Source organism: Mycobacterium sherrisii, from assembly GCF_002102355.1.
GTDB lineage: Bacteria > Actinomycetota > Actinomycetes > Mycobacteriales > Mycobacteriaceae > Mycobacterium > Mycobacterium sherrisii.
Genome location: NZ_LQPT01000099.1, coordinates 21,117 through 39,100, shown reverse-complemented (window position 1 = coordinate 39,100; position 17,984 = coordinate 21,117). Strand labels below are relative to the sequence as shown.

Below are 17,984 nucleotides of genomic sequence, written 5' to 3'. Positions count from 1 at the left end.
GGGCCGGCCGTTCGCGGTCTAGGTCTAGGCCGACGAACGCGCCCGCAAAGTTTGCAGCGCCTGGTCGGCGTGCGCGTCCATGCTGAATTCGCTGGAGATCACGTTGAGTACCGTGCGGTCGGTGTCGATGACGAACGTGGTGCGCTTGACCGGCAGCAGCTTGCCGAGCAACCCGCGTTTGACGCCGAATTGTGTGGCAACCGCCCCATCGGCGTCGGACAGCAGCGGGTAGTCGAACTTTTCCTTGTCGGCAAACCGGGCCTGCTTTTGCACGGCATCGGTGCTGATACCGACCCGGTTGGCGCCGACGGCGGCGAACTCGGCGGCCAGGTCGCGGAAGTGGCAGGCCTCCTTGGTGCACCCGGGGGTCATCGCGGCGGGGTAGAAGAACAAGACCACCGGGCCGTCGGCCAACTGCGCGCTGAGCCTGCGTGGTGTCCCGGACTGATCGGGAAGTTCGAAGTCGGGCACCGTGTCACCAGGTTTCATGGGCGTCAGGGTACGCCGGGCTCGCCGGATTGCCGCGACGTCGGCTCGAAGCGATCTGCGAGGATGGTTCGGTGCACCCCGACCTCGCTCATACGACCTCACGGGAGGAGTTTCGCCAGCTCGCGGCCGAACACCGGGTAGTGCCGGTGACCCGGAAGGTCTTGGCCGACAGCGAGACACCCCTGTCGGCCTACCGCAAGCTGGCCGCCAATCGCCCCGGCACCTTCCTGCTGGAATCCGCGGAAAACGGCAGGTCGTGGTCGCGCTGGTCGTTCATCGGGGCGGGCGCGCCGTCGGCGCTGACCGTGCGCGACGGCCAGGCGGTGTGGCTGGGGGCCGCGCCGCAGGACGCGCCCACCGGTGGTGACCCGCTGGATGCGCTGCGGGCAACTTTGGAGCTGCTGGCCACGGCCGCGGTCCCGGGGCTGCCGCCACTGTCGGGCGGACTGGTCGGGTTCTTCGCCTACGACATGGTGCGGCGACTGGAACGCCTGCCCGAGCTGGCCGTCGACGACCTGGGGCTGCCGGACATGCTGATGTTGCTGGCCACCGACGTGGCCGCCGTCGACCACCACGAGGGCACCATCACCCTGATCGCCAACGCGGTGAACTGGAACGGCACCGACCAGCGCGTCGACGAGGCCTACGACGACGCCGTCGCCCGCGTGAACGTCATGACCGAGGCGCTGAGCCAGCCGCTGCCGTCCACGGTCGCCACGTTCCGCCGCCCCGAGCCGTCGTTCCGCTCGCAGCGCACGGTCGAGGAGTACGGCAAGATCGTCGACTACCTCGTCGAGCAGATCGCCGCCGGTGAGGCCTTCCAGGTGGTGCCCTCCCAACGCTTCGAGATGGACACCGACGTCGACCCGTTCGAGGTCTACCGGATATTGCGGGTGACCAACCCGAGCCCCTACATGTATTTGCTGCATGTGCCGAATAGCCTTGGCGCAACGGACTTCTCGATCGTCGGCTCCAGCCCCGAAGCGCTCGTCACCGTCTCCGAAGGTCGCGCGACGACCCATCCGATCGCCGGTACCCGGTGGCGGGGACAGACCGAGGAAGAAGACCAGCTGTTGGAAAAGGAGCTGCTCTCCGACGACAAGGAACGGGCCGAGCATCTGATGCTGGTCGACCTCGGCCGCAACGACCTCGGCCGGGTCTGCGCGCCGGGCAGCGTCCGCGTCGAAGACTACAGCCACATCGAGCGCTACAGCCACGTCATGCACCTGGTGTCGACCGTGACCGGGCTGCTCGGCGAGGGCCGTACCGCCTTGGACGCGGTCACCGCGTGCTTCCCGGCCGGGACGCTCTCGGGTGCGCCCAAGGTGCGGGCGATGGAGCTGATCGAGGAGGTGGAGAAGACACGTCGCGGTGTGTACGGCGGCGTCCTGGGCTATCTCGACTTTGCCGGCAACGCCGACTTCGCGATCGCCATCCGCACCGCGCTGATGCGCAACGGTGTGGCCTACGTCCAGGCGGGCGGCGGGGTAGTGGCCGACTCCAACGGCCCCTACGAGCACAACGAGGCGTCCAACAAGGCGCGCGCGGTGTTGAACGCGATCGCGGCCGCAGAGACGCTGAGCGCGCCGGACGCGCCGCGCAGGGGCTCTCGCGGTGGCTCGCGCGATGGGTGATGCCCGGCCGGACCGGCAGGCCCGGGTGACGATCGGCGTAGCTCAGCTGCTGCTGGTCGTTGCCGCCGCCGCGCTGTGGGCGTCGTCGCGGTTGCCCTGGGTGATCATCCGGTCGTTTGACGAGTTGGGGCCGCCCAAGGAGGTAAGCCTGTCCGGCGGGACCTGGTCGGCGGCACTGCTGCCGCTGGCGCTGTTGTTGCTCGCCACCGCCGTGGCCGCGCTCGCGGTGCGCGGCTGGGCGTTGCGGGTGCTGGCGGGTTTGCTGGCCGTCGCCAGCCTGGCGGTCGGCTATCTGGGTGTCGGGCTGTGGGTGCTGCCCGATGTGGCGGTGCGCGGAACCGAACTCGCCCACGTCTCGCTGGTGACGCTGGTGGGTAGCGAGCGGCGCTATTGGGGGGCGGGCGTCGCGGTGGGCGCCGCGATGTGCACCTTGATCGCGGCGGTGCTGTTGATGCGCTCGGCTTCGAATGCGGAGGCGGCCCGCCGCAGCGCCACCAAGTACGCCGCGCCGGCGACTCGCCGCTGGAATGTGAAACGTGAAGGCGCCGAGGGCGCCATCCTGGAGCAACCGGGAGCCCCCGGTATGTCGGAGCGGATGATCTGGGACGCACTCGATGAGGGACACGACCCGACGGACCGGCCCGGGGGGGCGGACACCGAGGGTCGGTGACGGGCTGCAAGCCGACGGTCGCTACCCTTGCGTGACGTCGTCGAAATCGGCTCAGAACCGGTGAGGTGACCGTCTGTGTGGCTGCGGGAAGGGAAACGACAGGTATGAGTCCGGCGACTGTCCTCGACTCCATCCTTGAGGGAGTCCGGGCCGATGTTGCCGCGCGCGAGGCGCGTATCCCACTTTCTGAGATCAAGGCGGCCGCCGCGGCGGCGCCGCCACCGCTGGACGTAATGGCCGCGTTGCGCGAGCCCGGTATCGGCGTCATCGCCGAGGTCAAGCGTGCCAGTCCGTCGGCGGGTTCGTTGGCGCCCATTGCCGATCCGGCCAAGCTGGCCCGCGCCTACGAAGACGGCGGGGCGCGAATCATCAGCGTGCTGACCGAAAAGCGGCGTTTTCAGGGTTCGCTCGACGACCTCGATGCCGTGCGCGCCGCGGTGTCAATCCCGGTTCTGCGCAAGGACTTTATCGTCCAGCCGTACCAAATCCACGAGGCGCGTGCGCATGGCGCCGACATGTTGTTGCTCATCGTTGCCGCGTTGGAACAGTCCGCGCTGGCGGCGATGCTGGACCGCACCGAATCCCTCGGTATGACAGCGCTCGTCGAGGTCCACACCGAACAGGAGGCCGACCGGGCGCTGAAGGCCGGGGCCAACGTGATCGGCGTCAACGCCCGCGACCTGACGACGTTGGACGTGGATCGGGATTGCTTCGCGCGCATCGCACCCGGGCTGCCCAGCAACGTAATCCGCATCGCGGAATCCGGCGTGCGGGGCACCGGGGACCTGTTGGCCTACGCCGGCGCCGGTGCGGACGCCGTGCTTGTCGGTGAGGGCCTGGTCAAAAGTGGCGACCCGCGTGCGGCGGTGGCCGACCTGGTGACCGCCGGCACCCATCCGTCCTGTCCGAAACCGGCTCGCTATTCTTCCGAATAGCTGTGACGAACCCCCGTCGTGAAACGTTGAACCCCATGAGCCGTCCCCGCGTCGAGCATTGGTGATGGTGGATCGCACTCGCCCCGCCCTGCCGCTTACCAGCGAGGCCATCTCCACACCCACCCGCCACGACCCCGACGCTCGTGGGCATTTCGGCGGCCCGCGCAGCTATGGCGGCCGCTACGTCGCCGAGGCATTGATGGCGGTGATCGAGGAAGTCACCGCAGCCTACGAGAAGGAACGGGTCAACCCGGAGTTCCTGGACCTGCTCGACGGCCTGCAGGCCAACTACGCGGGCCGGCCATCGCCGCTGTACGAGGCCACCCGGCTGAGTGCGCACGCCGGGTCCGCGCGCATCTTCCTCAAACGAGAAGACTTGAACCACACTGGTTCTCACAAGATCAACAACGTGCTCGGTCAGGCACTGCTGGCCAAGAGGATGGGTAAGACCCGGGTAATCGCCGAGACCGGCGCCGGGCAGCACGGCGTGGCCACGGCCACCGCGTGCGCGCTGCTGGGCCTGGAGTGCTTGATCTACATGGGGGCGGTGGACACGGCTCGTCAAGCACTCAACGTGGCGCGGATGCGACTGCTGGGTGCCGAGGTCGTCTCGGTGGATGCGGGTTCGCAGACCCTCAAGGACGCCATCAACGAGGCGTTCCGGGATTGGGTCACCAACGCCTACACCACCTACTACTGCTTCGGCACCGCGGCGGGACCGCACCCGTTCCCGACGATGGTGCGCGATTTCCAGCGAATCATCGGCCTGGAGGCGCGCGCGCAGATTCAGGCGCAGGCCGGCCGGCTGCCCGACGCCGTCACGGCGTGCGTCGGCGGCGGATCCAACGCGATCGGCATCTTTCACGCCTTCATCGACGACCCCGCGGTGCGGTTGATCGGCTACGAGGCGGGTGGTGACGGTGTCGAGACCGGCAGGCACGCGGCGACATTCACCGGCGGATCGCCCGGCGCCTTCCAGGGGTCGTTCTCGTATCTGTTGCAGGACAAAGACGGTCAGACGGTCGAATCCCATTCGATCTCAGCGGGTTTGGACTACCCAGGCGTTGGGCCGGAGCACGCGTGGCTGCGCGACAGCGGGCGCGCCGAGTACCGGCCGATCACCGATTCCGAAGCGATGGACGCATTCCGGCTGCTGTGTCGCACCGAAGGCATCATCCCGGCCATCGAATCCGCGCACGCGGTGGCGGGCGCGGTAAAGCTCGGCAACGAATTGGGGCCCGGCACCATCATCGTGGTGAACCTTTCGGGGCGCGGCGACAAGGATGTCGAGACGGCCGCGAAGTGGTTCGGGCTGCTGGACGACCAGGGCAGCCGATGACCGTCGAGCAAGGTCAGGCCAGCCGGCTAAGCCCGCTGTTCGATGCGTGCCGGTCGGAAAACCGGGCCGCGCTGATTGGGTATCTGCCCACCGGCTATCCCGACGTGCGCACCTCGGTGGACGCAATGGTTGCGCTGGTCGAATCCGGTTGCGACCTCATCGAAGTCGGCATCCCGTATTCCGATCCGGGCATGGACGGACCGACGATCGCCCGCGCCACCGAGGCCGCGCTGCGCGGTGGTGTGCGGGTCCGAGACGCGCTGACGGCGGTCGAGGCGATCAGTTCGGCCGGTGGGCGCGCGGTCGTCATGACGTACTGGAACCCGGTGCTGCGCTACGGGATTGACGCCTTCGCACGTGATCTGGCAGCAGCGGGCGGGCACGGGATGATCACGCCGGACCTCATCGTCGACGAGGCCGACGAGTGGTTCGTCGCGTCCGAGGAACATCGGCTGGATCGTATTTTCCTGGTGGCGCCGTCGTCGACGCCCGAGCGGCTGGTCAGCACGGTCGAGGCGTCCCGCGGATTCGTCTACGCCGCCTCGACCATGGGCGTGACCGGGGCCCGCGATGCGGTGTCGAACGCCGCGGAAGAACTGGTGAGCAGGGTCAAGGCGGTATCCGACATTCCGGTTGGGGTGGGGCTGGGCGTGCGGTCGCGTGAGCAGGCCGCCGAAATTGGCAGCTACGCCGACGGGGTCATCACGGGTTCGGCGTTGGTGTCGGCACTCGGCGACGGTCTGCCACACTTGCGTGCCTTGTGCCAGGAATTGGCTCAAGGTGTGCGAGTGTCGACATCATGAGAAGTTTGCCCACGTATTTCCCGAGCCCGCCACAGGGTGTCTGGCATCTTGGGCCGTTGCCGATCCGCGCATATGCCCTGTTCATCATCGCCGGGATCGTGGTCGCGTTGATGATCGGCGACCGGCGCTGGGCCGCGCGCGGCGGGCAGCGGGGGGTCATCTACGACATTGCGCTGTGGGTGGTGCCGTTCGGTCTGATCGGGGGCCGGCTCTACCACCTGGCCACCGACTGGCGCACGTACTGGGGACCGGGCGGTGCCGGGCTGAGCGCGGCGGTGCGGATCTGGGACGGGGGATTGGGCATCTGGGGCGCGGTGGCCCTCGGGGTGCTCGGGGCGTGGATCGGTTGCCGGCGCCGCGGCATTCCGTTGCCCGCCTTCATCGACGCGGTTGCCCCCGGCATCATCTTGGCCCAAGCCATCGGGCGGCTCGGCAACTATTTCAACCAGGAGCTCTACGGCCGCGAGACCACGCTGCCCTGGGGCCTCGAGATCTTCTATCGCCGCGACCCGTCCGGATACATCGACCCGCACTCGCTCGATGGTGTCTCGACGGGGCAGCTGGCGGTCGTGGTGCAACCGACGTTTCTCTACGAATTGATCTGGAACGTCATCGTTTTCGCGATCCTGATCTTCATCGACCGGCGCTACCTGCTGGGTCACGGCCGCCTTTTCGCGGCGTACGTCGCCCTTTATTGCGTCGGACGGTTCTGGGTCGAGCTGTTGCGAGACGACACCGCCACCCATATCGCCGGGATCCGGATCAACACGTTCACGTCGACGTTCGTGTTCATCGGCGCCGTGGTGTACATCATGTTGGCGCCCAAGGGCCGCGAGGATCCGGAGAGTTTGCGCGGCAAGGATTACGTCGTCGACGCTGAATCCGAAGCGGAGGCGAAGCCGGCCGACGAGCTGACCAGCGTTGCCGTGGCGTCCTCTTCCGCGGCGTCCCCCGCTGTGGCGGCGAGTGCTGACGATCAGGACGAACCGAAGAGTGCCGAGGAGGCGGTGGAATCGGCTGACGCCGACGAGGGGCGCGACGAAGCCGCGTCACTCGCGGACGACGAAGCGGTAGTAGACGAAGCGGTAATAGTCGAGCCGGAAGTCTCGGAGCCGGACGCCGGGGAGCCTGCGGCCGAAAAGACCGAAGAAGCCGAAAAGACCGAAGCGGCCAAAGAAGCCGAAAAACCGGTGGCGGAAGAGCCTGAGGAGGCCGAGGAGCCGGAATCCCAGCTGCCGGAGTCCGAAAAGCCCGGGGCCGAAGAGGCGGAGACCTAAGCGGCCGCGGAACCGGACACCGACAAACCCGCCGCCGAACCATTGGAGCTCGGCGTCGATGTTCAACAACCGCGACGGCGCTGGTCGCTGCGGCGCAGAAGCCAGCGTTAGGGCCACCCCTAGCGAAGATTCCTCAATCGCGAGGCTGGGGTATCACCGGCGGATCTGGCATGCTGAGACCGTGACCGATCCGTCATGGGGCGATGCCCCAGACTCAGGTGCACAACCGCAACAACCGCCGTATCCGCCCCATCCGGCGGCAGCGCCGCTTGCCGATCCGTCGGCACCCTATGGTCGCCACCCGGTGACGGGGCTGCCGTATTCGGACAAATCGAAGACCATCGCCGGTCTCTTGCAACTGCTCAGCCTGGTCGGCATCGGCGGCATCGGCCGGTTCTACATCGGCGATGTCGGAATGGGCGTCGCACAACTGCTCGTGGGCCTGCTGACCTGTGGAATCGGATTGATCTGGAGCATCGTCGACGCGGTGCTGATCCTCTCCGACAAAGTCAACGATCCGCAGGGCCGCCCGCTGCGCGATGGCACCTGAACCCGCCTCGCGCCCGTCGGGACAACCGGGCCAGCCTCTACCCCAGCAGCGCCGCTATCTGGCGGCCGGGACCGGCCTGCTGCTGGGCGGAGCACTGGGCTACATCGCGCTGGTCGACCCGCACAACGCCGCTTCGCTGTACCCACAGTGCCCGTTCAAGGCGCTCACCGGCTGGGATTGTCCGTTCTGCGGCGGGCTGCGGATGACCCACGACCTGCTGCACGGCGATCTGGCCGCGAGCGTCCACGACAACGTCTTTCTGCTCATCGGCCTGCCGCTGCTGGCCGGATGGCTGCTGTTCCGGTGGCGGCGCGCCCGGCGGTCGGTACCGCTGGCGGCGCTGACTGCGATCGTTGTCACGACAATCGGGTGGACGGTGTTGCGCAATTTAAGCGGCTTTCCGCTGGTTCCGACGATGCTGAGCGGTTGATGGCGTGCGACGCGCCGGGATGATTTCCCTGTGGCTTTACCTGCGGTCACCTGAGGGTCACTCCCGCCGCGCGCGCCACGACTAAGCTGATCGGCGTGAGTAGACGCGGAAAGATCGTCTGCACCCTAGGCCCCGCAACCCAAACGGATGAGCTGACGTTGGCGTTGGTCGAGGCCGGGATGGACGTTGCCCGATTGAACTTCAGCCACGGCGACTATTCGGACCACAAGGCGGCCTACGAGCGGGTACGTGCCGCATCGGATGCCACCGGACGCGCGGTTGGCGTGCTCGCCGACCTGCAAGGCCCCAAGATCAGGCTCGGGCGCTTCGCCACCGGGTCCACCTTCTGGGCGGACGGCGAAACGGTCCGGATCACCGTCGAAGACTGCGAGGGCACCCACGACCGGGTGTCGACCACCTACAAGAGGTTGGCCAAGGACGCCGCGGTGGGCGATCGTGTCCTGGTCGACGACGGCAAGGTCGGACTCGTTGTCGAGGCCATCGAGGGCGACGACGTGGTGTGCCGGGTCGTCGAGGGTGGCCCGGTCAGCAACAACAAGGGCATCTCGTTGCCCGGGATGAACGTGTCCGCTCCGGCGTTGTCGGACAAGGACATTGACGACCTCACTTTCGCTCTGGACTTGGGCGTCGACCTGGTCGCGATGTCTTTCGTGCGGTCGCCGTCGGAGGTCGAGCTGGCGCACGAGGTGATGGATCGGCTGGGCCGGCGCGTGCCGGTGATCGCCAAGCTGGAAAAGCCGGAGTCCATCGACAATCTCGAAGCGATCGTGCTGGCCTTCGACGGGATCATGGTGGCGCGCGGCGACTTGGGCGTCGAGCTGCCGCTGGAAGAGGTTCCGCTGGTGCAGAAACGGGCCATCCAGGTGGCCCGCGAGAACGCCAAACCCGTCATCGTCGCCACCCAGATGCTCGAGTCGATGATCGACAGTTCGCGGCCCACCCGTGCCGAGGCCTCCGACGTCGCCAACGCCGTCCTCGACGGCGCCGACGCGGTGATGCTTTCCGGTGAGACCTCGGTCGGGAAGTACCCGCTGGCCGCGGTCCGCACCATGGCCCGCATCGTCACCGCGGTCGAGGAGAACTCCACGGCCGCCCCGCCGCTGACCCATGTGCCGCGCACCAAGCGCGGCGTGATCTCCTACGCCGCCCGCGACATCGGCGAGCGGCTGGACGCCAAGGCGCTGGTCGCGTTCACCCAGTCCGGTGACACCGTGCGCCGGCTGGCCCGCCTGCACACCCCGCTGCCGCTGTTGGCATTCACCGCCTGGCCCGAGGTGCGCAGCCAGCTGGCGATGACCTGGGGCACCGAGACGTTCATCGTCCCGATCGTGGACTCCACGGACGAGATGATCCGCCAGGCCGACAAATCGCTGCTTGAACTGGGCCGTTACAAGCGCGGTGACCTGGTGGTGATCGTCGCCGGCGCACCACCTGGCACAGTAGGGTCGACCAACCTGATCCACGTCCACCGCATCGGGGAGGACGACCTCTAGCGCGAAGGAGAGCCCGTGCCGGCCGGCTTGGAATCTGACCGAGAGCCGAATACCGACTGCTCACCTGATTTTCAAGAGCTGCTGGCGGTGCTGGACCTCAATCGTCTCGGTGACGACCTATTCGTCGGTTCTCACCCCAGCAAGAACCCGATGCGGACCTTCGGCGGGCAGCTGATGGCGCAATCGTTCGTCGCCAGCAGCCGCAGCCTGCGCCGCGACGATCTGCCGCCCAGCGCCCTGTCGGTGCACTTCATCAACGGCGGCGACACCGCCAAGGACATCGAATTTCACGTGGTGCGGCTGCGCGACGAACGGCGCTTCGCCAACCGCCGCGTCGACGCCGTACAGGACGGCGTGCTGCTGTCCACGGCGATGATCTCCTACATGTCCGGCGGGCGCGGCCTCGAGCATGCCGTCGATGCGCCGGCGGTGCCGCCGCCACACACCCAGCCGCCGATCGGCGAGTTGCTGCGCGGCTACGAGCAGACCGTCCCGCATTTCGTCAACGCCCTGCAGCCGATCGAATGGCGCTACACCAACGACCCCGCGTGGGTGATGCGCGATAAGGGCGAGCGGCTGGCGCACAACCGGGTGTGGCTCAAGGCCCTGGGCACGGTGCCCGACGACCCGGTGCTGCACACCGCCACGATGGTGTATTCGTCGGACACCACCGTGCTGGACTCGGTGATCACCACGCACGGATTGTCGTGGGGTTTTGACCGTATCTTCGCGGCCTCGGCCAACCATTCCGTGTGGTTTCACCGTTCGGTCAACTTCAACGACTGGGTGTTGTATTCGACATCGTCGCCGGTAGCCGCGGACTCGCGGGGGTTGGGGACCGGCCACTTCTTCGACGGCGCTGGGCAACTCGTCGCGACCGTCGTGCAGGAGGGTGTGCTCAAATACTTTCCGCGGTCCCGGTGATAACGGTTATCGAATAGTTACTTGACACCCGTCCGATTTCGGTTCTGCAGGCTGGTAATTGAGCGTAGATTCGGTTCGGCCGGGTATGCGGTGGGAAAGGTGGTGCGCCGACAGCGCCACCTAGTGTCAGCCCATCGGGAGGTGAAGTGTGAAAAGCCCGTCAGTCGACCTCCTCCCGAAGCTCCGCGCGCGCGAACGTGTTGTGGTGCATGTCGATTCGCTCGCCGCGCGCTGTCTCGGCGCATTCGCCCTGCTGAGCGCGACGTGCTGGCTGGTCCTGATCCTTGCTCGTCACCGGGATCAGCCGCAGTGGCACTATGCCGACCGACTGGATTGGTCGTTGACGGTGCTCGCCGCGGCGGCCTTGATCGCGCGCGGCATCTTCCTGGGCCGTCCGGTGACCAGCCTGCACGCCGCGCTGGCCGCGCTGTGCGTGGTCGGCGGGCTGGGTTCACACGTGCTGGGCATCGGACTACTCGGCAACTTTCTGATCGCCGGATCCGGACTGGTGTTGATGTGGCCGACGTCGTCGCATCCACGGCCCGAAGACCTTCCGCGCGCGTGGGCGTTGATCGAAGCGACCACCGACGACCCGCTGGCCCCGTTCACCATGCAGACGGGGAAGAGTTACTTCTTCAACGCCACCGGCACCGCCGCACTCGCCTACCGCACGCGGATGGGGTTCGCGGTGGTCGGTGGCGACCCGATCGGTGAGCAGACAGCTTTCGCTCAGCTGGTGGCGGACTTCGCCGTGATGTGCCGCACCCGCGGCTGGCGGATAGCGGTGGTGGGCTGCAGCGAACGCCAGCTCGAATTATGGACTGACTCAACGGTTCTCAAGCAGAAGCTGCACGCGGTGCCGATCGGCCGCGATGTCGTGGTGGACGTGTCGAAGTTTGATATGGCGGGACGCAAGTTCCGCAATCTGCGGCAAGCGGTCCAGCGCACGCACAACGCGGGGATCACCACCGAGATCGTGGCCGAACAGGAACTCGGCGGCCCGCTGCTAGCCGAATTGACCGATGTGGTGCGGGCATCGACGCGGGGTGCCCATGCCGACCGCGGGTTCCACATGAACCTCGACGGCGTACTCGAAGGCCGATTCCCCGGCATACAGCTGATCATCGCCAGAGACGCCGACGGCCGAGTCCAGGGCTTCCACCGCTATGCGACGGCCGGGGCCGGCAGCGACATCAGCCTCGATGTGCCGTGGCGTCGCCGCGGCGCGCCCAACGGAATAGACGAGCGGCTCAGCGTCGACATGATCGTGGCCGGTAAAAGCGCTGGGGCGCAACGGGTATCGTTGGCCTTCGCGGCATTTCCGGAGATTTTCGACGACGAGCACCGTGGCCGGGTGCAATGGATCTGCTACCGGATGATTCATCTGCTCGACCCGTTGATCGCGCTCGAGTCGCTGTACCGGTACGTGCGAAAGTTTCACGCGCTGGACGCGCGCCGCTACGCGGTCATCTCGCTGACCCAGGTGCTGCCGCTGATCGTCGTCTTGCTGTCACTGGAATTCATGCCACGTCGACGCGCGCTGTAGCCCGTTCGATCGGCCGCTCCGACGCGCAGTTCGGGACACCGCACGCCCGCGGGCCGGTGATGCGTGGCGATCACCACCGTGCGGTCCGCGGTCATCAGCCCCGCATCCGGGGTTAGCAGCTGCGCCAAAAACCGCTCGGCATCGGCCGTTTCGAGGTGCTCGGTGGGTTCGTCGAGCAGCACGATACGGGCCGGCGAAAGCACCGCGCGGGCCAGCAACAGTCGTCGGCGCTGACCGGCGGAGACCGCCTGCGCGCCACCTGTCAGCACCGTCGACAGACCCTCGGGCAAACCATCGAGCCAGTCGCCTAGCCCCACCGCGTGCAGGGCTTCGACCAGCTCATCGTCGGCGCAGTCACCCCGGGCGACCAGCAGGTTGTCCCGCACGGTCGTCGCAAAGATGTGCGCGTCCTCGGCGAAAAAGCCGATGGCGCAGGGTAATTCGGCACCGTCGAAGCAGCCGAGGTCAATTCCGTTCAGCATCACCGCACCGTCCAACGGGGGTAGCAATCCGGCGAGCGTCATCAGCAACGTCGTCTTGCCCGAACCGCTGGGTCCGGTGACGACCAGGCGCGCGCCCGGTTCGAGTTCGAGCCTGATCGGAACCGCGACGGCACCGACATGGCCGCAGCGCGCGTCGGCGGACAAACGCGCGGTGCCGATGGGTATCGGTGCCGGCGCTGCGGGTTCGGCCGCAACGCGGCGCGGCGTCAGGCTGAGCAGGCGGTGCGCGGCGATGCGGGACCGGGTCAGCGCAATGGCGGCGGCGGGCAACGGGGTCATCGCCTCGAACGCCGACAGCGGCAACAGCATCAGGACCGCCAGCGTGGTGGGGGCGACCGCCGGGGCCAGCCCGATGCCCGCGACGACCGCGCCGAGCACGCTGATCCCGACGGCGGCGGTCGGCATGGCCTCGGCGAGTGCGGCCGGTTTCGCGGCGACATCCAGGGCATCACTCCACTGCAGTTGCCGACGATGCGCGTCGGCGATGACGCCGGGCAAGGCGCCGGCGACCCGCAGCTCCGGGGCGTGCTCGAGGGCGATCATGGCCGACGTGTCGCGCTCGGAATGATGTTGGCGGGCAACCTCTTCCTGCGTCGCCGCGGCCTTGCCGGCCAGCCGGGGTGCCACCACGCCCGCGACGAGCAGACACCCGGCCAGCACCGCACCGGCCGCCGGGGAAATGACCGCGACGGCGGTGGTCGCCGCGACTCCCAACACCGCGGCCACGCCGATCGGCACCAGCGCGCGGACTAAGACGTTGGACAGTTCGTCGACGTCGGCGCCGACGCGGGCCACCAGCTCGCCGCTGTGCAGCCGGGCGGCTGCCGCGGTCGGCCCATGGGCGAGCCGGTGGTAGATCTCGGTGCGCGCAACGCCGGCCGCGCGCAGCGCGGTGTCATGAGTGGCCAGCCGCTCGCAGTAGTGCAGCACCCCGCGTGAGATCGCGAACATCCGCACCGCGACGACCGCGACCGACAGGTCGAGGATGGGCGGCATCTGCCAGGCCCGCGTGATCAGCCACGCCGACACCCCGGCCAGCGCCAGCGCGCTACCCAGCGACAGCACCCCCAGCGCGATGGCCGCCAACAGGCGGGGGAGTCGGGGCCGCAGCAAGCCGGCCGCGGCCAGCAGGGGATCAGACCTGCGCACAGCGCACCTGCCCGTCGGACATCACCTCGACGACCTGGTCGGCGATCGCCATGACCGACTCCCGGTGACCGACCACCACGACGGTCGCCCCGGCGCGTGCCCGCTCGACGATGGACCGCAGCACGTGCTCTTCGGTGCGGGCGTCCAGGTGCGCGGTGGGTTCGTCGAGCAGCAGCACCGGCGCGGCGGCTCCCAACGCCCGGGCCAATCCCAGTCGCTGCCGCTGTCCCAGCGACAGCCCCACCCCGCCGCGGCCGACCACGGTATTCAAGCCGTTCGGAAGCTCACCCAGCACCGCATCGAACCCGGCTGCGGCGCAGGCTGTTTCGATGTCGTCCAGCTCACCGAACAGGTGCAGGTTGTCCTCGACGGTGCCGGGGACCAGCACGGGCCGCTGCGGCAGCCAGGACAGTTGCCGCCACCACCGCGCCGGGTCCAGCTCGGTGACGTCGACCCCGTCGACGGTGACCCGGCCACTCGACGGGACGGTGAGCCCGGCGATGGCCTGCAGCGTGGTGGTTTTGCCGGCACCGTTGCGCCCCGTCAGCACCGTCACCCGGGCGGGCGGCAGCACCGCGGTCAGCTCGCACGGCGCGCGGCCGTCCCGCCCGGCAACGCTGAGCCCCTCCAGCCTGATGTGCGCGCCCGCCGCGGTGGTCGTACGGCCGCGCGCCGCCGTGTCCGTGGGTGTGCCGATCAATGCGAACGCCTTGTCGGCCGCGGTTCGGCCGTCTTGGGCGGCATGAAATTCCACCCCGATGCGGCGCAGCGGCCAATACACGTCGGGTGCCAACAGCAGCACCGTCAACCCGGTGGTCAGGCTCATCTCGCCGAACACCAGCCGCAACCCGATGCCGACCGCGATCAGGGCGACCCCCAACGTGGCGAGCAGCTCGAGCACCAGTGCGGAGAGGAACGCGATGCGCAGCGTCGCAAGTGCCGAACGTCGGTGCGCCGCAGCCAGTTCGGCGATGCGGCGCTCCGGGCCGGAGGCGCGGCCCAGGGCCCGTAGCGTGGGTATGCCGGCGATCAGGTCCAGCAGCCGGCCCTGCAAGGTCGTCATCGCGGCCAGCGCCGCCGCCGACCGATCGGCGGTCGCTGACCCGATGAGGACCATGAAGATCGGGATCAGCGGCAGCGTGATCGCCACGATCGCCGTCGATTTCAGATCGAAGCAGGCGATCACCGCCACGCTCGCGGGAGTCAGCACCGCCGCCAGCAGCAGAGTGGGCACATAGCCGGTGAAATAGGGCCGCAGCCCGTCGAGGCCGCGGGTGACCACCGCGGTCGCCGCGTCGCGTTGCGCGGCGAGCTCGCCGGGCTGGCGCGCGGTGACGGCGGAGAGGACCTGGCTGTTGAGATCGGCGATCACCGCGCTGGCGCCACGCTGGCCCAGCCGCGCCTGCAGCCAGTGCGCGGCCGTGCGAACCACCCACAGCGCCACCAGGATCGACAACGGGCCCAGCCACGCGGGCACGTGACGGGTCGACGGGTCGGTGATGACCCCCGCCACGATGCGCGCCAACACGACTGCAGATCCGATCGCGCAGGCGGTGATCAGCACTCCGCAGCTCACCGTGGCGGCCAGATACCGCCGCAATGCGGCCGATGCCCGCCACAGTCGCGGGTCCAGCGGCGCCCGGGAGCTCTGCCTACTCAGGACGGACGCCTCGACAGACCGATCGGTGGCGGGATCCGGTCAGTCGAAATACGTTGCCGGAACACCCAATACGTCCACGCCTGGTAGACGACCGCCAGCGGCGCCAGGAATGCGGTCACCCACGTCATGATCTTGAGCGTGTACGGCGTCGACGACGCGTTGTAGATCGTGACGCTCCATTGCGGGTTCAGCGTCGAGGGCACCAGATTGGGGTAGAGCACGCCGAACAACAGGATGACCACCGCCGCCACCACCAGCGCCGTGCAGGTGAACGCCCAGCCGTCGGATCCGCGTCGCCACACCAGGGCGACCGCGCCCAGTTGCGCGACGACGGCCACCGCCAGCACCGCCCAGGTCCAGTTCTTGCCGTGCGCCAGCTGGGTCCAAATCCCAAAGGTGGCAACCAAACCCGTCACCGGCAGCGACAGGCGCAGCGCAAACCGGTGCGCGTCGTCGCGAATCGCACCGGACGTCTTCAACATCACGAACACCGCGCCGTACAACAGGAACAGCCCGGCCGTGGCCAAGCCGCCCAGCAGGGTGTAGGCGTTGAGCACATCGCCGATCGAAAGATGGATGCGACCGGCGGCGTCCACCGGCAGGCCGCGCACCAGCGCGGCGAACGCCACGCCCCACAGCAGGGCGGGCAGCCACGATCCGGCCGCGATCCCGAGGTCGGCCAGCCTGCGCCAGCCGGTGTCGTCGATCTTGCCGCGCCACTCGATCGCCACGGCACGCACGATCATGCCGAACAGGATCGCCAACAACGGCAGGTACAGCGCGGAGAACACCGTGGCATACCAGCCGGGAAACGCGGCGAACATCCCCGCACCCGCGGTGATCAGCCACACTTCGTTGCCGTCCCACACCGGACCGATGGTGTTCAGCGCCGTCCGCCGATGGATTTCCGCGTCACCACCGGCGCCCGACCGCGTCGAGCGTGCGAACGGCTCCATCAGCATGCCGACGCCGAAGTCGAAGCCTTCCAGGATGAAGAAGCCGAGGAACAACACCCCGATGACACCGAACCACAGCTCTTGCAATGCCATCGGTGAGCTCCTTTCCGGTCTATCTAGCGGATCAGTAGGCGAAGGACAGGGGTGCCACTTCATCGTCGCCGGGGGCCTTCGGCGGTGCGGGCTCCGCGTCGTGTTCCAGCGGGCCCTCGACGACGTAGCGTTTGAGCAGGAAGAACCAGATGACCGCCAGCACGGCGTAGACCAACGTGAACGTCACCAGTGAGGTCACGACCATGCCGGCGGCGTGGTCGGAGACGCCGGCGCTGACGGTCAACCGGACATGCTGATCGCCGGTCGGATTCGGGACGACAATCCATGGCTGGCGGCCCATTTCGGTGAACACCCACCCGGCGCTGTTGGCCAGGAACGGCGCCGGAATGGTCAGCAACGCAAACCAGGAGTACCACGGTTTGTCCGGGGTGCGTCCGCGTCGCGTCAGCCATAATGTGGTGAGCGCGAACAGGACCGGGATCGCCATCAACCCGATCATCGTGCGAAACGACCAGTAGGTGACGAACAAGTTGGGTCGGTAGTCGTTCGGCCCGAACCGCTGTTCGTAGTCCTGCTGGATGTTACGCACGCCCTGCAAGGTCACGCCGGTGAATTTGCTTTCCGCAAGGAACGGCAAGACATAAGGCACCTCGATGACGCGGGTGACGCTGTCGCAATTGTTGTGGGTGCCGACCGTCAGGATGGAGAAGTCCGGATCGGTTTCGGTGTCGCACAACGATTCTGCCGAGGCCATCTTCATCGGCTGCTGCTGGAACATCAGCTTACCCTGCTGATCGCCGGTGAAGAACAGTCCGACGGTGGCCACTAGCGCCACCCAACAGCCCAGGACGGCCGCCGGGCGGAACACGCGGCCGAGGTCGACGTCGCCGTTGCGTTGCGCACGAACCAGCCACCAGGCACTGACTGCGGCGACGAAGGTGCCCGCCGTCAACAAGGAGCCGGTCACGGCATGCGAAAACGCCGCTCGCGCAGTGTTATTGCTGAGCAGCGCGCCGATGCTGTCCAGTTCCGCACGCCGCGTCGCCGGGTTGTAATGCGCTCCGACCGGGTGCTGCATAAACGAATTCGCCGAGATGATGAAGAACGCGGACACGTTGACCGCGATCGCGACGACCCACATGCAGGCCAGGTGCACCAGCCGCGGCAACCGGCCCCAGCCGAAGATCCACAAACCGAGGAAGGTGGATTCGAAGAAGAACGCGGCCAGGCCCTCCATCGCGAGTGGGGCACCGAAGATGTCGCCGACGAACTTCGAGTACTGAGACCAGTTCATGCCGAACTGGAATTCCTGCACGATCCCCGTCGCCACCCCGATCGCGAAGTTGATCAGGAACAGCTTGCCGAAGAACTTGGTCAGCCGGTACCAGGCCGCGTTTCCCGTCGCCACCCAGATTGTTTGCATGACCGCGACCAAGGGGGCCAGGCCGATCGTCAGCGGCACAAAAATGAAGTGGTAGACGGTAGTAATACCGAACTGCCACCGCGAAATGTCGACGACATTCATCGGTCATCTCCCATGGCTGCAGGACC

The 17,984-nt window shown here is 67.6% G+C and carries 15 protein-coding genes and 1 pseudogene; 11 read left to right on the top strand and 5 right to left on the bottom strand.

Annotation, left to right across the window (positions count from 1 at the left end):
* Positions 1 to 24: 24 nt before the first annotated feature.
* On the bottom strand, positions 25 to 489 hold the full coding sequence (locus tag AWC25_RS20130) for a peroxiredoxin (protein WP_069399479.1): 465 nt from the start codon (positions 487 to 489) through the stop codon (positions 25 to 27).
* A 71-nt stretch (positions 490 to 560) separates the two neighbouring features.
* On the opposite strand from AWC25_RS20130, the gene AWC25_RS20125 reads away from it, so the two are divergent.
* From AWC25_RS20125 to AWC25_RS20075, 11 genes and pseudogenes are all read left to right on the top strand, one after another.
* Positions 561 to 2,123 (top strand): anthranilate synthase component I, encoded by a 1,563-nt coding sequence (locus AWC25_RS20125; protein WP_069399478.1) that lies wholly within the window; start codon positions 561 to 563, stop codon positions 2,121 to 2,123.
* Positions 2,116 to 2,793, top strand: coding sequence for a TIGR02234 family membrane protein (locus AWC25_RS20120; protein WP_085167428.1), 678 nt, complete (start codon positions 2,116 to 2,118; stop codon positions 2,791 to 2,793). Before AWC25_RS20125 ends, AWC25_RS20120 begins: the two co-directional genes overlap by 8 nt.
* Before the next feature lie 104 nt (positions 2,794 to 2,897).
* Positions 2,898 to 3,728, top strand: coding sequence for an indole-3-glycerol phosphate synthase TrpC (gene trpC, locus AWC25_RS20115; RefSeq protein ID WP_069399477.1), 831 nt, complete (start codon positions 2,898 to 2,900; stop codon positions 3,726 to 3,728).
* Between the two features lie 64 nt (positions 3,729 to 3,792).
* Positions 3,793 to 5,067: a tryptophan synthase subunit beta gene (gene trpB, locus AWC25_RS20110; RefSeq protein WP_085167340.1), complete on the top strand. Its 1,275-nt coding sequence runs from the start codon at positions 3,793 to 3,795 to the stop codon at positions 5,065 to 5,067.
* Positions 5,064 to 5,870: a tryptophan synthase subunit alpha gene (gene trpA / locus AWC25_RS20105; RefSeq protein WP_085167339.1), complete on the top strand. Its 807-nt coding sequence runs from the start codon at positions 5,064 to 5,066 to the stop codon at positions 5,868 to 5,870. The genes trpB and trpA overlap by 4 nt, the downstream gene beginning before the upstream one ends.
* Positions 5,867 to 7,144: pseudogene (locus tag AWC25_RS20100) on the top strand (prolipoprotein diacylglyceryl transferase); the annotation flags it as partial. The gene trpA and the pseudogene AWC25_RS20100, both read left to right, overlap by 4 nt.
* A gap of 184 nt (positions 7,145 to 7,328) precedes the next feature.
* A complete protein-coding gene (locus AWC25_RS20095) occupies positions 7,329 to 7,697 on the top strand; it encodes a TM2 domain-containing protein (protein ID WP_069399474.1) in 369 nt (122 codons plus the stop codon).
* Positions 7,687 to 8,127: a DUF2752 domain-containing protein gene (locus tag AWC25_RS20090; RefSeq protein ID WP_069399473.1), complete on the top strand. Its 441-nt coding sequence runs from the start codon at positions 7,687 to 7,689 to the stop codon at positions 8,125 to 8,127. The genes AWC25_RS20095 and AWC25_RS20090 overlap by 11 nt, the downstream gene beginning before the upstream one ends.
* A 95-nt stretch (positions 8,128 to 8,222) precedes the next feature.
* Positions 8,223 to 9,641, top strand: coding sequence for a pyruvate kinase (pyk, locus tag AWC25_RS20085; protein WP_069399472.1), 1,419 nt, complete (start codon positions 8,223 to 8,225; stop codon positions 9,639 to 9,641).
* A 15-nt stretch (positions 9,642 to 9,656) separates the two neighbouring features.
* Positions 9,657 to 10,565, top strand: coding sequence for an acyl-CoA thioesterase II (locus tag AWC25_RS20080; RefSeq protein ID WP_069399471.1), 909 nt, complete (start codon positions 9,657 to 9,659; stop codon positions 10,563 to 10,565).
* Between the two features lie 148 nt (positions 10,566 to 10,713).
* Positions 10,714 to 12,111, top strand: coding sequence for a bifunctional lysylphosphatidylglycerol flippase/synthetase MprF (locus tag AWC25_RS20075; RefSeq protein WP_142278961.1), 1,398 nt, complete (start codon positions 10,714 to 10,716; stop codon positions 12,109 to 12,111).
* Here the strand turns inward: AWC25_RS20075 and cydC are convergent.
* From cydC to AWC25_RS20055, 4 genes are read right to left on the bottom strand one after another with little or no spacing between them, the layout of a single operon-like run.
* A complete protein-coding gene (cydC, locus tag AWC25_RS20070) occupies positions 12,024 to 13,763 on the bottom strand; it encodes a thiol reductant ABC exporter subunit CydC (RefSeq protein ID WP_069399469.1) in 1,740 nt (579 codons plus the stop codon). The two genes, AWC25_RS20075 and cydC, sit on opposite strands and share 88 nt — an antisense overlap.
* Complete coding sequence (cydD, locus tag AWC25_RS20065; protein ID WP_069399468.1) at positions 13,750 to 15,363, bottom strand: thiol reductant ABC exporter subunit CydD; 1,614 nt, start codon at positions 15,361 to 15,363, stop codon at positions 13,750 to 13,752. Before cydD ends, cydC begins: the two co-directional genes overlap by 14 nt.
* Before the next feature lie 56 nt (positions 15,364 to 15,419).
* Positions 15,420 to 16,472, bottom strand: coding sequence for a cytochrome d ubiquinol oxidase subunit II (gene cydB / locus AWC25_RS20060; RefSeq protein ID WP_069399467.1), 1,053 nt, complete (start codon positions 16,470 to 16,472; stop codon positions 15,420 to 15,422).
* A gap of 31 nt (positions 16,473 to 16,503) precedes the next feature.
* A complete protein-coding gene (locus tag AWC25_RS20055) occupies positions 16,504 to 17,958 on the bottom strand; it encodes a cytochrome ubiquinol oxidase subunit I (RefSeq protein ID WP_069399466.1) in 1,455 nt (484 codons plus the stop codon).
* Positions 17,959 to 17,984 lie beyond the last annotated feature (26 nt).

Coding starts and splice junctions, on each gene's coding strand:
- AWC25_RS20055 (WP_069399466.1), bottom strand. CDS start 17,958: ATGAATGTCGTCGACATTTCGCGGTGGCAGTTCGGTATTACTACCGTC.
- AWC25_RS20130 (WP_069399479.1), bottom strand. CDS start 489: ATGAAACCTGGTGACACGGTGCCCGACTTCGAACTTCCCGATCAGTCC.
- cydB (WP_069399467.1), bottom strand. CDS start 16,472: ATGGCATTGCAAGAGCTGTGGTTCGGTGTCATCGGGGTGTTGTTCCTC.
- trpC (WP_069399477.1), top strand. CDS start 2,898: ATGAGTCCGGCGACTGTCCTCGACTCCATCCTTGAGGGAGTCCGGGCC.
- trpB (WP_085167340.1), top strand. CDS start 3,793: ATGGTGGATCGCACTCGCCCCGCCCTGCCGCTTACCAGCGAGGCCATC.
- AWC25_RS20090 (WP_069399473.1), top strand. CDS start 7,687: ATGGCACCTGAACCCGCCTCGCGCCCGTCGGGACAACCGGGCCAGCCT.
- AWC25_RS20120 (WP_085167428.1), top strand. CDS start 2,116: ATGGGTGATGCCCGGCCGGACCGGCAGGCCCGGGTGACGATCGGCGTA.
- trpA (WP_085167339.1), top strand. CDS start 5,064: ATGACCGTCGAGCAAGGTCAGGCCAGCCGGCTAAGCCCGCTGTTCGAT.